Below are 14045 nucleotides of genomic sequence, written 5' to 3'. Positions count from 1 at the left end.
CCCCTTTGTGCTCATGGGCCTACTGGATGCTCATGGGCCTACTGGACGAGCTCCCAGTCCTGCGACCCGTCCGACACCGCGTTCTGCAGGGTCAGCGGCGCCCCGGCGGACGCGCCGGTCAGATACAGGCTCGTGTTCTTCACCGACTGCAACCTGTAGAACCCGTCGCTCGTCTTGACGAGATTCCAGCTGCCCGTGGCGCTGTTGTCGACCCACTGGCCGATCCGCTGTCCGGCCGTGGCGTTCCCGGTCCAGATGGCCGCCGCGCGGCCACCCGCCTTGTTCAGCAGGGTCACGCCACCGTTCGGTTCGGTCACCACATGCCAGAACTGGGTGTCCCCGTTCGCCACCGAACCGGGGGCCTCCAGACGGACGTCGGGAACGTCGCCGTTGCCGATGTTCGCGTCATTGGTCCTGTTCCCGGTGCCGATGACCTGGTCGGTCCTGCGGTTCACCAGCTGGTAGTAGGCGCCGTCCGAGTGGCCGAGATCGACCTCGGCGAACCTGAGCGTCGAGGTGCCCTGGTTGTTGAGTATGGAGACGCGACCGGTGCCCTCGACGTACTGCAGGTTGCGGCTGTAGGCACCGGGCGAGGTCGTCTGGTACTCCTTCCAGGCGCCGTCGCTGCGTCCGCTCTCGTTGACCCAGACGTTGCCGCTGCCGGCGGCGTTGTAGACCAGGCGCCCACCGGGAAGCCTGATGAGGACCGGACTGCCGCCCGTCGCGAGAGCGCGGGAACCGGCGTCGAGCGGCAGGCCGGTGACGCCCGTGCCCGTGGCGGAACCGAGGTAGAACTTCAACGGGTCATCGGCGAGCACGTACCTGGTGTTGGCTCCGCCGCCCCAGTACTCGAAGGTGAGCAGCCACTTGCCGTCCGTCGTCCGGACGACGTTCGTCATACCGGGCCGTCCGCCTCCGATCTCCGTCTTGCCGCCGCCCATGTTCTGGGTCAGTCCGGCGATGTCGACGACGGGGGCGCTCCAGGCCGCGCTGCGGCCGTCCCAGGTCTTGTGGACCAGGATCTGGCCCTGCGAGTCCGTGGCGGTGTCGTTGGCGGGGTCCGGCGTCGGTACGCCGGTGGTCGCGTTGAAGCCGATGTAGTCGTTCTCGTCGGAGTAGTAGCAGACGAGCCGGCCCTTGTGGACCATCAGATACGGCTCCCAGAGAGGATCCACCTGCTTGTTCGTGTTCGCGGCGGCGATGTTCTGGCCGGTCGCGCCCGCGCTGCCGCCCTGCCAGCCGCCCGTCGCGACGACGTTGACGACGTTCCACGTGGCGCCCTCGTCGGTGCTGGAGTACAGGGCGATCGCCAGGTCCTTGCGGTCCCCGTCATTGGTCGGGGTCCAGTTGGGGTCGGCGGCCTTGTGCTCCTTGTAGTAGTAGTCGTCACCCGACACGACACTCGCGAGCAGCAGCGTGCCCTGCTTGAGGTCGCCGACGTCCTGCGGCAGCACATAGAGGTACGGGTTCGTCCAGTTGCTCGTGTACTTCGCGTACTTGGCGTCGCCGGAGAGGTACGCCGGTGCCTTCACCTCCGACAGCGGCTGCCACGACGTGCCGCGGTCGTCGCTCTTGTAGACCGGCAGCGTCTGCCCGTCGGCACTGCCCGAGGACGACACGACCGTGGACTTCTCGAACGACGCGACCAGCCGCCCGCTCGGCAGCTGCGCCGACTTCGGATAGACGGCGCAGTTGCCCCGCCCCTTCAGACACGGCTCACTCCCGAGCTGGTACAGAGTGCCGCCCGTCGGGTTGTACGCGTGCGCACTGGCCGTGGCGAACGCCAGCAGGGCCGATGCCGTGGTGAAGGTTCCCAGTGCTCTGGCGAGTCTTCTTCTCCGCATGGTTCTTCCTCGGGGTCGGTCAGGAGTTGTGGTCCGGGGCGCTGCCGCCGGAGACGAGGACGCGTACGTCCCACGCGCCGAGGTCCAGTGCCGTGCCCGCGGGGACGGGGGTCCCGTTGAGGGCGTCGGTGAGGTCGACCGGGGCGGGGGCGCTCGTGGGCTCCCAGCTCCAGTTGTGGACGATGTGGACGCGGCGGCCGTCGGGTGCGGTGCCGGTCGTCGCGGTGACGGTGGCCGGGAGGTCGCGCCAGCCGTGGCGGGCGGTCGGCGTCAGCCACTCGGCCAGCGCCCGGCCGAGGCCGCGGTCGGGCACCGTGCCGACGCAGGTGACCCGGCCCGCGCCATGGCGGCGGGTGGTGAGCGCGGGCCAGCGGCCGAAGTGCGGATGCTCGTACGTCGCCAGCACATCGGCGTCGTCGACGGTCAGCCCGTCCGCCCAGCGGGTCGCCGCGGCGCCCTCGGGCAGCCGCAGCGGGCTGCCCGGCGTCGGGCGCACCGGGATCTCGCGCGCCAGGTTGCCGAACTCGTCGTACTGGACGCCGGCGGCCTCCACGAGCCGCCCGGGAGCCGGTTCCGTACGGGCGCGGGCCTCGTGGTCGGCGTACCCGGTGCGCGGGCCGAGGACCAGATGGCCGCCCGCCTCGGCGTACGCCGCGAACCAGTCGAGCGTCGCGTCGTCGGCGATGTACAACGCCGGTACGACGAGGACGGGATGGCGGCGGACCGCCTCCTGAGGAGCCAGGCCCTCGCGTTCGCCGCGCGGGTCGTGCAACTGGCGGGCGTGGACGATGCGGACCTGGCGGCCGGAGTCGAAGGCACCGCGGTAGAACGGGTCGAAGAAGCGGTGGTAGGCGGCCGGATCCGGCTCGCCGCTCGGCTTCGCCAGGGGCGGGTACTTCTGCATCAGCCACTTGCTCGGCGTCGAGTACACCATCGTGATGTCGGCGTCCGGTTCGAGCCCCGCGACGAGCGATCCTGCGGTGTCGAACTCGGCACCCAGCCGGGCGAGTTCGGCGTACGTGCGACCGGGGCGGCCGGTGTGCGGGAGGACACCGCCCCAGTAGGTCTCGGCACCGAAGTGCAGCGTGTTCCAGTGCCAGTACTCGATCATCCGGGCCCCGCGCCCGACGAGCGCCCAGGCGGCCTGGCGCCACTGGCCGTCGTACGCCGGGCGGTTGTCCCAGGGGAAACCGATGGACCCGGCGTTGGTCTCGGTGACGAGGAACGGCTCCTGGCGGGACGAGAACATCCAGTCGGCGGTCTGGTACAGCGCCCACACCCCGGTGGTCTTCCAGATCTGCTCGTGGTCGTCCGGTGTGGGGTCGGGCAGCAGCAGGCCGTCCTGCATGTCGTAGTACGGGTTGCCGGAGGCGATGTCGAGGCGGTGGCTCAGCTCGTCGTCCTCCACGCCCTGGCGGGTGTAGGAGATGCAGGTGGTGACGAACTGTTCGGGCCGCGCGTACTCGCGCACGATGTCCGCCTGCCAGCCGATGAACTCGGTGACCTGGCGGGCCTGGAACTCCCGCCAGGCGACGTCGTACTGCGGCTGCGCGTTGCCGTCCGGCGTCCACAGGTCCGCCCATGTCGACAACCGGTGGGACCAGTAGACCAGCCCCCACTCGCGGTTGAGGGTCTCGACGTCGCCGTACTTCTCGCGCAGATGGTCCACGAAGCGCTGGAAGACGCCGTGGTTGTGGAAGAGGTGCAGGCCGGGTTCGTTGTCGACCTGGAAGCCGATGACGGCCGGGTGGTCGGCGTACCGGGCCACGATCCTGCGGATGACGCGCTCGGCGTGGAAGCGGAACGCCGGGTGGGTGAAGTCGACCTCCTGGCGGGCGCCCCAGCCGATCCGCTCACCGGTGCGCTGCTCGCCCGTGATCTCCGGGTACTGGCGGGCCAGCCACGGCGGCACCGCGTACGTCGGCGTCCCGAGGACGACGGAGATGCCGCGCTCGTGTGCGCCGTCGAGGACGGGCTGGAGCCAGTCGAGGTCGAAGACGCCGCTCGTGGGCTCCCAGGTCGACCACACCGACTCACCGACCCGGATGACGGTGACCTGGGCGTCGGCCATCAGATCGAGGTCGGTCTTGAGGCGTTCGTCGGGCCGTGCGGTGTCGTGGGCGGGCCGGTACTCGTGGTAGTACGCGGCACCGAACAGGACGCGGGCAGGCAGAGCCGCCATGAAGGAAACCTCCGGGAGGAACGAGAAGGGTGGGGGGAGTCACTGCTTGACGCCGCCGGCGGCCAGGCCGCTCTGCCAGTAGCGCTGGAGCATCAGAAAGGCCACGACCAGGGGGACGATCGAGATCATCGAGCCGGTCACGACCAGCGCGAGCATGTCGCTGCTGGCGCCCGCCCCGCCGTTCTGCGCCTGATCGGCCCATCTGGCGAGCCCGACGGTGATGGGATACAGGTCCGGGTCGTTGAGCATGATCAGCGGCAGGAAGTAGTTGTTCCAGGTCGCCACCAGCGTGAACAGCAGAACGGTCACCAGGCCGGGACCCAGCAGCCGCAGCACGATCCCGAAGAAGATCCGCGCCTCGCCCGCGCCGTCGATCCGGGCGGCCTCCAGGATGCTGTCCGGGACGGCGTCCGCGGCGTAGATGCGCATCAGGTAGAGACCGAACGGGTTGACGAGGGACGGCAGGATCACCGCCCAGGGGGTGTTGACCAGTTCCGCCTTCGCGAAGAGCAGATAGGTCGGGATCGCCAGGGCGGTGGTCGGGACCATGACCGCGCCGAGGACCAGGTTGAAGGCGGCCCGGTCGCCGCGGAAGCGGAACTTGGCGAACCCGTACCCGCCGGCCGCCGCCAGCAGCGCGGCGCCGACCGCGCTGACGACGGCGTACAGCACCGTGTTCAGCAGCCAGTTCAGGAAGACCCCGTCGTCCTGGGTGAAGGTCTCCTTGATGTTGGCCAGGAGCTGCGGGGTGTCCGAGAACCACAGGCCGAAGGTGTTGATCAGGTCCTGGGTGTCCTTCGTCGAGGCGACGAGCAGCCAGAACAGGGGGAGCAGGAAGTAGGCCAGGGCGGCCAGCATGGCGATCGTCAGGGGAGTGCTGCGGCGGGCGGTGGAGCGTCGCCGGCCGAGCGGAGCGGCGACACGAGGCTGGGCCGCCGTCGTGACCTCGGGCGTTGGGGTTGTCGTCGTCACGAGGTCCTCCTGCGGTTCGCGGTCAGCAGGACGGCGTAGGAGGCGACGACGATGACGAGGCCCAGGAGGAAGGAGATCGTGGCCGCGTAGTTGACCTGCTGACCGGTGAAGGCGAGGGAATAGGCGTAGAGGTTGGCCGTGTAGGAGCTGGTGATCACGTCCGGGGCGATCTTCATCAGCAGGCTCGGCTCGTTGAACAGCTGGAAGCTGCCGATGACGGAGAACAGCAGGGTGAGCAGCAACGCGGGCCGCAGCGCCGGGAGTTTGATCGACCAGGCGATCCGCCAGGCGCCCGCCCCGTCCATCGCGGCGGCCTCGTACAGCTCCTGGGGAATGGTCCGCAGGGCGGCGTACAGGATGATCATGTTGTAGCCGACGAACTCCCAGGTCACGATGTTCGCCAGACTGCCGAGCATCCAGCCCTCGCTGAGGAAGTCCGGGACGGACACGTCCAGGTTCCGGCCGAGCTGGGCGAAGGGGCCGAAGCCCGGGCCGTACAGATAGCCCCACATCAGCGCCGCGACCACGCTCGGGACGGCGTACGGGACGAAGATGCCGAGCCGGATCACCTTGGCGAGCCGCAGCAGACCGCTGTCGAGCGCCAGCGCGAACAGCAGCGCCAGCAGCAGCATCACGGGCACCTGGATGAGGAAGAACAGCGCCACGCGTCCGACGCCGCCGAGGAACTGGTCGTCGCCCAGGGCCTTGACGTAGTTGTCGAGGCAGACGAAGACGGTTCCGCCGATCAGCCGCTCCTGGAAGAGGCTGAGGTAGGCGGCGTAGCCGAGCGGGGCCAGGAAGAGCAGCAGGAACAGCACCATGAACGGGGCGACGAACAGGGGTCCCGGCGAGCGGTGGCGGCGTTCGGGGCGCGGTGGACCGGCCCCGCGCAGGGCCTTGGGAGAGGCCGTGGTGGTGTCGGCCATCTCAGCTCCCCTTGACCGTGAAGCCCTGGTTCTTCGCGTACGTGGTGAGGCGCGACTGCCACTTGCCGAGCGCGGCGACCGTGTCGTCCTTGCCGGCGAGGGACTTGCCGACGGTCTCGGTCCAGTCGGTCGCCGCCTGGTCGAGGAACGGCGGCCACTGGAAGGAGGCGTCCACGGTGGAACTGATGTCCGCGAAGAGCTCGTTGACCTTCTGGCCGCCGTAGAAGGAGGGCGCGTCGGAGACGAACTCCGGGTCGGTGAGCAGGGCCTTGGTCGCCGGGAAGAAGAACTGCTCGGTGGCGAACATCTTCGCGCTCGCCGGGTCGCTGTTGAGGAACTGGGCGAACTGGGCCGCCGCTATGGGGTTCTTGGTCGAGCGGATGACCGCGGTGGTCGAGCCGCCCCAGTTGCCCGAGCTGGGCTTGGTCGCGTCCCACTGCGGCAGCGGGGCCGCCCGCCACTTGCCGGCCGTGGCCTTGGCCGAGCCGGAGAGGAACGCCGGGCCCCAGGCGGCGGTGAGCCAGGTGGCGTACTTGCCCTTGTTCAGGGCCGCGTACCAGCCGTCGGTGAAGTCCGGCTCGACCCCGATGACCCCTTCCTTCGCGAGGGCGCCCCAGTACTCGCCGAGCTTCTTCGACACCGCGTCGTCTACGCTGATGGTGATGTCGCTCTTGCCGGAGGTGACGTACGGCTTGGCACCCGCCTGCCACAGCAGACTGTGCCAGGCGGCGGGCTGGTTCGCGGCGAGGTTGGTCAGATAGACGTCCGGGTCGGCCTTGTGGAGCTTGCGGGCCGCCTCGGCGAACTCGTCCCAGGTTCCCGGGACTTCGATGCCGTGCTTGTCGAAGATGTCCTTCCGGTACAGCATGCCCATCGGGCCGGTGTCCTGGGGGATCGCCCAGACCTCGCCCTCGCTGCCGCTGACCTGCCCCCATGTCCAGTCGACGAACCTGTCCTTCAGCGCGGAGGCGCCGTACGGCCGCAGGTCCAGCAGACTGTCGGTGATCGTGAAGGTCGGGATGGCCTGGTACTCCATCTGCACCATGTCCGGGGCCCCGTCGCCCGCCTTCAGCGCCGTACGCAGCTTCGTGTACTGCGGGGTGCCCTGGCCGGCGTTGACCACCTTGACCTTGATGGCCGGGTACTTCTTCTCGAAGAGGGCGATCTCCTTGGCGATGTTCGGGACCCAGGTCCAGAACGTCAGCTCGGTCGGCGTCTTCATCGCCTTGTCGATGTCGGCCTGGCTGACGGGCTTGGCGGAGGCCGACGACCCGCCGGAGTCACCGCCGCCGCACGCCGTGAGAGCGGCGCCGAGCGACAGGGCTCCCGTCGTGGTGAGGAACAGCCGACGGCTCATGGAGGAGGAGCCGGACGCGGACATGGGTGTGAATCTGGGCATGGTGAACTCCCGCCGGTGGTGAAGGTGACGGCACGCCTGGCGAGGGCGCGCGGAGGCATGTCGGAGGAGGGCCGCGAAGGAGAGGACAGCGGCCGGACAGAGAAGACGGAGAAAGAGATGAGGAGAGAAGGGAGGGGCTGAGCGGAGACAGCCGCTCAGCTCAGGTGACGGCTCCGGCTCTGCGGCGGCGCGGTCGACGTACGGATCACGAGGTCGACCGGTGGATCGCTCGACGGCAGGGGGTCCGCGTCCGGGTTCTCGATGGTGTGCACCAGACGCTTGAGTCCCTCTTGCGCCACGGCGTCGAACGGCTGCCGCACCGTGGTGAGCGGGGGAGTCACATAGGCGGCGACCGGAATGTCGTCGAACCCGACGACACTGACGTCGTCCGGGACGCGCCGCCCGGCCTCCGTCAGCGCGCGGATCAGCCCGATCGCCATGTCGTCGTTGGCGGCGAAGACGGCGGTGACATCACCGTTCGCGGCGAGTTCACGCCCCGCCTCGTACCCGGAGGCGGCCGACCAGTCGCCCACGACGACGGGCGGCGCGTCCCTGCCGTGCGCGGTCAGTGTCGCCCGCCATCCCTCCAGCCGGTCCCGGGCGGCGAACCACCGCTGCGGACCGGCCAGATGGTGAACCGTCGCATGACCCAGCGCCAGCAGGTACTCGGTGGCGGTACGGGCCATCTGATCGGCCCCGTCCCCCGCCGTCAGTACCGTGGGCGCGGTGACGAGGGGCGGCGCGCCGATGATGAGGACCGGGACGTCGACACGGAGGGACGCGCCCGGACTGCCGTCCTTGGTGCCCCACTTGCCGCCTCCCTGCTCGTCGATCGGCTCGGAGATGACGATGCCGTCCACGCCCTGATCGAGGAGCGAGTCCACGGCGCCGGCGATGCCCGCCGGGTCACCTTCCATCGTGTTGACCACGCGGAGCGCGTAGCCCGTGTCCCGGACGACCCGCTCGACACCCATCAGCAGCGACGCGGGCCCGTACAACGCCGTGCCCAGCGTCACCACGCCGATCGAACGGGTCCGCCCCGAGGCCAGCGCCCGGGCGGCGTTGTTGCGCCGGTAGCCGAGTTGCTCGGCCGCTTCGAGGACGCGTCGGCGCACCTCGGCGGAGACGTACGGCTCGTCGTTGAACACCCGCGAGACCGTCTTCTGCGAGACCCCGGCCAGCCGGGCCACGTCCACGCTGCGGGGCGCCACGGCGGTCCCGTCCCGCCCTGTTCCTCGCGTCATGGTGTCTCCCGGTTGACCGTACGTTCGAGCCAATGATGTCAGACACCGACCGGCCGCCCGTCGGCTGACTGCGTAGTCATGTCTGCGCTGTCATGTCTACGCAGTCATAAGGGCGGCGTCAAGAGGTCGGGACGTATCCGCGACAAGAGTTCGAAACGTGTACGTCACACGCGGGGCGGGGTGGCGCCGCGGTCCGGTGACATCAGGGCTCGCTCCGGCTCATGCGAAGGTCACCTCGGCGATGGCGTGCCGGGCCTCGCGATGGGTGGCGACGTGCGGCCGGGCCCCGACGCCGAGCGTGCCGCTCGCGACGTCCTCGGCGCCGCGGCGGCGTCGATGAGCGCGCGCAGAGCGTGGCCGGGCGCGAGCTTGAGGAACGTGTGCGCCGCCGCCTCGGCGCACGGCACCGGACGGTCACACCATTTCACTCACCTTCTCCTGAGCGCCCATGATGTTACTCGGCAGCAGACTCGGCATCGCCGACGCCGGAGAAGCCCGAAGCCCGTCCCGAAGGCCGTTGCCGAAGCCTGTCCTGAAGCCCGTCCCGAAGCCCGTCCGAAGCCCCGCCCCGGAGGCCATCGCATGACCGAGCGCTTGACCGAGCCGCCCGCAGCCCCGCCACCGTCGCCGCCCCTCGCGGGGATCACCGTGGTCAGCGTCGAGCAGGCGGTCGCAGCGCCCTACGCCACCCGGCAACTGGCCGACCTCGGCGCCCGCGTGATCAAGGTGGAGCGCCCCGGAGGTGGCGACTTCGCCCGCCGGTACGACACCACCGTGCACGGCGAGTCCAGCTACTTCGTGTGGCTCAACCGGTCCAAGGAGTCCCTGACCCTCGACCTGAAGTCGCGGGCCGGGCGGCGGATCCTGGAGCAGCTCCTCGGACGTGCCGATGTGTTCGTGCAGAATCTGGCGCCGGGAGCCGCCGCGAGGATGGACCTGGGCGCGGAGGCCCTGCGCGAACGCTTCCCGTTGTTGATCCCCTGTTCGATCACCGGCTACGGCTCCAGCGGCCCCTGGTCCGACCGCAAGGCGTACGACCTGCTGGTGCAGTGCCAGACCGGCCTGGTCTCGCTCACCGGCGGCCCGGAGGAGCCCGCCCGGGTCGGTATCTCGGTCGCCGACATCGCCGCCGGCATGTACGCCTACTCCGGCATCCTCACCGCCCTGTTCACCCGGGCCACCACCGGTGTCGCCCGGAGCGTGGAGGTCTCGCTGTTCGAGGCGCTCGCGGAGTGGATGCACCAGCCCGCCTACTACACCCGCTTCGGCGGCACCCAGCCCCCGCGGATCGGCACCCAGCACGCCACCATCGCCCCGTACGGCGCCTACACCTGCGCCGACGGCAAGGACGTCCTGTTCTCCATCCAGAACGAACGCGAATGGGTCGCCCTGTGCGAACGGTTCCTCGGGGCCCCGGGCCTCGTCGACGACCCGCGCTTCGCCACCGCCTCCGCCCGCGTGACCCACCGCAGGGAACTGAACGCCGTCGTCGCCGAGCGGTTCGCCCGGTCCACGAGCGCCGAGGTGATGAAACTGCTGGACGAGGCGGGTATCGCCAACGCCGGTGTCAACGACGTCGAGGAGTTCCTGGCCCACCCCGTGCTCAGCGCCCGGGACCGCTGGCGCGACGTGGCGATCCCCGGCGGCGTAGAGGTACCGGCCCTCGTCCCACCAGCCGACCTCGCGGGCGTACCGCCCCGCATGGACGCCGTACCGGCGGCAGGCGAGCACACCGGCACCATCCTGGCCGAACTCGGCTACGACGCCGACGACATGGCCCGTCTGCGCGCCGAGGGAGCCGTCTGAACCACCCCGCTACAACCCTGCTGAACCATCCCGCTGAACAACGGTGCTGACGGGCCTGGGCCGGGCCACGCGACGAGGAGCGTCACGGCATGAGCACACTGGACATCCTGTCCGAGGAAGAGCGGTTCGTCGTCGGCACGGTGCACGACTTCGTCGACCAGGACGTCAAGCCGGTCGTGCGGGAGCTGGAGCACGGCGACACCTACCCCGAGGCGCTGATCGAGCGGATGAAACGGCTCGGCGTCTTCGGCCTGGCCGTCCCCGAGGAGTACGGCGGAACCCCCGTCTCCACCCCCTGCTACGTACTGATCACCGAGGAACTGGCACGCGGCTGGATGAGTCTCGCCGGCGCGATGGGCGGCCACACCGTGGTCGCCAAGCTGCTGCTGCGCTTCGGCACCGAGGAACAGAAGCGCCGCTGGCTACCGAGGATGGCCACCGGCGAGGTCCGCGCGACCACGGCACTGACCGAGCCGGGCGGCGGCTCCGACCTCCAGGCCATGCGCACGATCGTCCGCAAGGACGCCGGGGGCTATGTCGTCAACGGGACGAAGACGTGGATCACCAACTCCCGGCGCTCCGGCCTGATCGCCCTGCTCTGCAAGACCGACCCGGACGCCGAGCCCGCCCACAAGGGCATCTCCGTCCTCCTCGTCGAACACGGCCCCGGTCTCACGGTCTCCCGCGACCTGCCCAAGCTCGGCTACAAGGGCGTGGAGAGCTGCGAACTGTCCTTCGACGACCACCGGGCCCCGGCCGACGCCGTACTCGGCGGTGTCGAGGGCAGGGGTTTCGCGCAGATGATGAAGGGCCTGGAGACCGGCCGTCTCCAAGTCGCCGCCCGCGCCCTGGGCGTCGGCCGCGCGGCCCTGGAGGACGCGCTCGCCTACGCCCAGGAACGGGAGTCCTTCGGCAAGCCGATCTGGCAGCACCAGTCCATCGGCAACCACCTCGCCGACATGGCCACGTCCCTCACGGCCGCCCGCCAACTCACCCTCTACGCCGCCCGCGAGGCCGACGCCGGGCGCCGCGTCGACATGGAAGCGGGCATGGCCAAGCTCTTCGCCTCCGAAACCGCCATGCAGATCGCCCTCAACGCCCTCCGCATCCACGGCGGTCACGGCTACTCCACCGAGTTCGACGTCGAACGCTACTTCCGCGACGCCCCCCTGATGATCGTCGGCGAGGGCACCAACGAGATCCAACGCAACATCATCGCCGGCCAGTTGGTGAAGCGAGGCGGCCTCGACGTCTGAGATCCGGCCGCGCCGAGCGGCTCAGGCGGTGGGGTCGACGTTCCACACCTCGGGCAGATCGCTTTCGCAGAAGACGCAGACGAAGTCGCCCTCACGCACGATGTTGTGCTCCTGGCAGCCGGGGCAGCGCCGGAACACCACCTCGTGGGTGAAACCGTCGGGGTGCGGGAGCCCTGCCCGAGCCAGGGCCCGGGCGACCGCCGGCCAGGAGCCGATGTCCGGGCAGTACCCGGTGGACTGGTTGCTGACCTGGCCCACCGCCCAGCCGTCCGACCCGCGCACGAAGGCCATCTCGCCGGCGCTCAGCACCGGCTCCCCGCCCGCACAGATCACATGCTCGCTGCGGCGCGCCGCCAGCCGCAGCACGCCGTCCACCCCGACCACGAAGGTGAACGGCTCGGCCAACTCCACGGCGGACCGCTCCGCGACCCAGGCTTCGAAGTCGGCCGCGGCGCCGATCCGCCGACCGCCGTCGCCGGGCCGCACACGCTCTCTCAGCTCCGCCGGGCCGACATACCGATGGCTCCGCTCCATCTCTCAGCCGGCGTTCCAGCCCGGGATCGTCGGCAGTACTTCCTCGGCCATGCGGAACAGCGCCGCGTCGTCCGGGAGCACGCCGTCCTCGCGCCAGATGACGAGTTCGAAGGACGTGCCGTCGTCCTTCGGGGTGCCGGCGACCAGGAGGCGGCGGGCGATGCTGCCGGGGCCGCTCTCGGTCTTGCCGTTGTTGAACGTGAGGGCGATGGTCTGGCCCGAGTAGAGGACCGCGGGATGGCCGAGGACCGTCTTCGGCTGTGCCGACTCGCCGAGGTAGTCGACCGACTCGGCGACCGGGAGATCGTCGAAGGACGCCGAGAGCTTCACGGTGTGGCTCTCCAATGCGACCGTCGCCTCGGGGGTGTCGTACTCGGCGCCGTCGGCGAGCTTGACAGAGCTTTCGCTGCCGGAGGCGGTCTGGGCCTGCTCCCTCGGCGTGCCGAGAAGGGTGGGCAGGTCGGGGCGGTTCAGCGCGGTGCACAACTGCGCCCCGGTGACGTGCCGCGACGCGGGCGTGGCGTCGTCCGATGTCGAGCAGACGGCCGGATCACGTCCGCCCGGTGTGTCGTCGAGGACGTGCTGCATCGCCAACATGCCCCCGCAGAGCGCCCCCACCAGCACCACCGCCGAGATCGCCTGGGCCCCCGCGCCCATGCCCTTCTTGGATTCGGCCGCTTCGCCGACCATGTCCCCCACGACCGTTTCCCCCACCTTGCCGCGCGCACCGGATCGTGTGCCGGGGGAGCCTAACCCGTGATCGTTTCATGGAGAAACAGGATTATGGTCGCCAACCCGTCGCACGACCCCACGACACGAAGGAACGGCATGTCTCAGCAGAGCTCACTCGGTGTCGCGGTCATCGGCACCGGCCGGATGGGCGCCGACCACGTACGCCGGATCAGCGAGGTGACCAGCGGCGCCCATGTGGCCGCCGTCGTCGACGTCGACATCGACCGGGCCGAGGCGGTCGCCGCCTCGGCGGGCTGCGCCGCCTTCGCCGACGCCGCCGAGGCGCTGGCCTCGCCGGGCGTCGACGCCGTGCTCATCGCCTCCCCGGGCCCCGCCCATGAGGCGGCCCTGCTCACCGCCTTCGCACACGACCTGCCCGTCCTGTGCGAGAAGCCCCTCACCCCCGACGCCGCCTCCGCCCGGCGCGTACTGGAGGCCGAGCAGCGGCTGGGCCACCGCAGGGTCCAGGTGGGCTTCATGCGCCGCTACGACCAGGAGTACGTCAGGCTCAAGGCTCTCCTGGACAGCGGGGAACTCGGCCGTCCGCTGATGCTGCACAACCGGCACCGCAACGCCGCCGCCCCGCCCGGCTTCACCAACGCCATGATCATCAACGACTCCGTGGCCCACGAGATGGACGTCACCCGCTGGCTCCTCGGTCAGGAGATCACCGCCGTCACGGTGCTGCGCCCCCACCCCTCCCGCAACGCCCCGGAAGGCCTCCTCGACCCCCAGTTCGTGATCTTCGAGACCGACGGCGGCGTCCTCGTCGACGTCGAGATCCACCTCAACGCCCGCTACGGCTACCAGGTTCAGGCCGAGGCCGTCTGCGAGAACGGCACGGCCCGCATCGGCGACCGGCACGACCTGCTCGTCAGCACCGCCGGACGCTGGGGCGGCACGGTCACCCCCGGCTACATCGAGCGGTTCGAGGACGCCTACGACCGTCAGGTCCAGGCCTGGGTCGACGCCACCCGCCGCGGTGAGGTCACCGGGCCCAGCACCTGGGACGGCTACGCCGTGGCCGCGGTCTGCGAGGCAGGGGTCCGCGCCCAGACCGAGGGCCGCCGCGTCGAGGTGGAACTCGACGAACGCCCCGTCCTGTACCGCTGACGAGCCTTCCGGAGCCGCCGGGTGGCGTATCGCCAGA

General features: G+C 70.2%; 11 protein-coding genes. 3 read left to right on the top strand and 8 right to left on the bottom strand.

Annotation, left to right across the window (positions count from 1 at the left end):
- Positions 1-38: 38 nt before the first annotated feature.
- The 6 genes from STRIP9103_RS13815 to STRIP9103_RS13790 all read right to left on the bottom strand — a co-directional run bounded on the left by STRIP9103_RS13815 (position 39) and on the right by STRIP9103_RS13790 (position 8567).
- Positions 39-1844: an RICIN domain-containing protein gene (locus STRIP9103_RS13815; protein WP_009310150.1), complete on the bottom strand. Its 1806-nt coding sequence runs from the start codon at positions 1842-1844 to the stop codon at positions 39-41.
- Positions 1845-1863: 19 nt separating this feature from the next.
- Entirely contained in the window at positions 1864-4026 is a 2163-nt protein-coding gene (locus STRIP9103_RS13810; RefSeq protein ID WP_009310155.1) for a beta-galactosidase, read from the bottom strand.
- 39 nt (positions 4027-4065) lie between these two features.
- Positions 4066-4998, bottom strand: a complete 933-nt coding sequence (locus STRIP9103_RS13805) for a carbohydrate ABC transporter permease (RefSeq protein ID WP_009310151.1) — start codon at positions 4996-4998, stop codon at positions 4066-4068.
- On the bottom strand, positions 4995-5924 hold the full coding sequence (locus STRIP9103_RS13800) for a carbohydrate ABC transporter permease (RefSeq protein WP_009310149.1): 930 nt from the start codon (positions 5922-5924) through the stop codon (positions 4995-4997). Before STRIP9103_RS13800 ends, STRIP9103_RS13805 begins: the two co-directional genes overlap by 4 nt.
- A gap of 1 nt (position 5925) precedes the next feature.
- Entirely contained in the window at positions 5926-7323 is a 1398-nt protein-coding gene (locus STRIP9103_RS13795) for an ABC transporter substrate-binding protein (protein WP_009310141.1), read from the bottom strand.
- Positions 7324-7478: 155 nt separating this feature from the next.
- A complete protein-coding gene (locus tag STRIP9103_RS13790; RefSeq protein WP_009310142.1) occupies positions 7479-8567 on the bottom strand; it encodes a LacI family DNA-binding transcriptional regulator in 1089 nt (362 codons plus the stop codon).
- Between the two features lie 582 nt (positions 8568-9149).
- On the opposite strand from STRIP9103_RS13790, the gene STRIP9103_RS13785 reads away from it, so the two are divergent.
- Both STRIP9103_RS13785 and STRIP9103_RS13780 read left to right on the top strand, forming a co-directional pair.
- A complete protein-coding gene (locus STRIP9103_RS13785; protein WP_009310153.1) occupies positions 9150-10373 on the top strand; it encodes a CaiB/BaiF CoA transferase family protein in 1224 nt (407 codons plus the stop codon).
- Positions 10374-10462: 89 nt separating this feature from the next.
- The gene (locus STRIP9103_RS13780) at positions 10463-11629 is read left to right on the top strand and encodes an acyl-CoA dehydrogenase family protein (protein WP_009310156.1); all 1167 of its coding nucleotides are present in this window, start codon (positions 10463-10465) and stop codon (positions 11627-11629) included.
- A gap of 21 nt (positions 11630-11650) precedes the next feature.
- On the opposite strand, the gene STRIP9103_RS13775 is transcribed toward STRIP9103_RS13780, so the two are convergent.
- The gene (locus tag STRIP9103_RS13775) at positions 11651-12115 is read right to left on the bottom strand and encodes a hypothetical protein (protein ID WP_009310147.1); all 465 of its coding nucleotides are present in this window, start codon (positions 12113-12115) and stop codon (positions 11651-11653) included.
- 51 nt (positions 12116-12166) lie between these two features.
- On the bottom strand, positions 12167-12853 hold the full coding sequence (locus tag STRIP9103_RS13770; RefSeq protein ID WP_048820244.1) for a DUF6215 domain-containing protein: 687 nt from the start codon (positions 12851-12853) through the stop codon (positions 12167-12169).
- A 138-nt stretch (positions 12854-12991) separates the two neighbouring features.
- Here STRIP9103_RS13770 and STRIP9103_RS13765 point away from each other — a divergent pair, with 138 nt between their 5' ends.
- Positions 12992-14008, top strand: coding sequence for a Gfo/Idh/MocA family protein (locus STRIP9103_RS13765; protein ID WP_048820243.1), 1017 nt, complete (start codon positions 12992-12994; stop codon positions 14006-14008).
- The last annotated feature ends 37 nt before the right edge of the window (positions 14009-14045 follow it).

The sequence above is a fragment of the Streptomyces ipomoeae 91-03 genome (assembly GCF_000317595.1).
GTDB classification, from domain to species: domain Bacteria; phylum Actinomycetota; class Actinomycetes; order Streptomycetales; family Streptomycetaceae; genus Streptomyces; species Streptomyces ipomoeae.
This window is presented reverse-complemented; position numbering and strand designations above follow the sequence as displayed.